At 67.4% G+C, this 1,166-nt stretch carries 2 pseudogenes; one reads left to right on the top strand and one right to left on the bottom strand.

The annotated features are described in order from the left end of the window. Positions 1-207: pseudogene (locus AC5RWX_RS33610) on the bottom strand (AI-2E family transporter); the annotation flags it as partial. Between the two features lie 191 nt (positions 208-398). Here AC5RWX_RS33610 and AC5RWX_RS33605 point away from each other — a divergent pair. After that, a pseudogene (locus AC5RWX_RS33605) lies at positions 399-1,166 on the top strand (hypothetical protein); the annotation flags it as partial.

The raw sequence follows: 1,166 nt of genomic DNA, 5'->3' as shown, positions 1-1,166 counted from the left end.
GTGCAAGTATTCCGGCGGCATTTCGAAGCGGAGCCTCGGCTGGGCCCCCGGCAGCGGCTGGCGAAGGCGGCGTACCACCAGTCCGAGCGCTGCGGCCGCGGCCCCCTTCCGGCGCACCGGTGCAGGGTCCTGCGGGGCGTTTGCCGAAGGCTCAGCGCCCGCCGGATTCTCGTGTGCCGCGGAGGACTCGTCCGTCTTGTCAGTCACTGGTATTTAGGGCCTGTTCGGTGCGTGGCGCCGCTGGCGCGGGCCGGTGTGATGATCATCGCAAACACTATCAGCAGCCCTGTCAACGCCCGCGGAGGGGACCGTTCCGGAGGCAGCCGAAGATGCGTATCCGCCTCCGGATCCAAGGCCCCGGTAACCAAACCGTTACTATTGAGGGTAAACCCCCGCTGATGATAGGTGTTCCCTTGCGTTTAAAGACTGCAGTCGCACTCGTGCTGCTCGGCCTCCTGACACTGCTGGCCGGCATCGGCCAGAGAACCATCTGGGCCCCGTCCGAGACTTTCACGGCCTCTGCACCCGCAGATGCCGAGGCGGCGCCGCTGACCGTCATAGACCAGAACCTGCGCACCCTGCACGGCGGAACCGTCAAAATCAACATTGAGGGCGACGGCAACTTCCTGCTCGCAGCAGGGCGTCCCGATGACGTTGACGCCTGGGTAGGCCAGACGGCCCACAACACTGTCACGGGGGTCTCGGAGGACGGCAAGGCGCTTCAGGTGGAACACGCCGACGGCGAAGCCACCGCCCCCAGCCCCGCCGGGTCCGATCTTTGGGTTTCCACGGAGAACGCCAGCGGCCAGCTCGAGTATTCCTGGACCCCGCCCGCTGATGGCGACTGGACCCTCTTGCTGGCCGCTGACGGGACCCAGCCTGCTCCGGCCTCCATCTCCATGACGTTCCCGAACGATACCTCCACCCCGTGGGCCATTCCGCTGATGGTGCTGGGCTCGCTCCTGATCCTCGGCGGGATCGTCCTGGCCCTGCTGTCCCTCCGCAAGCGCAACGGTGACGGCGACGGCCAGGGCAGCGGCTTTGCCCAGCGCGCCCGCGCCATGACTGAGGCGCGTTCATCCTCGCGGGTGACCATGGTTGCCGCGGGCCTGGTGACTGCAGCGGTGGTGGCCGGAACCGGCGCCGCCGCAAACGCCACTTCACCC

The organism is Arthrobacter sp. SPT-J7, assembly GCF_059089965.1.
The sequence above is the reverse complement of the archived record's forward strand: the minus strand, read 5'-3'. Positions and strand labels throughout refer to the sequence as shown.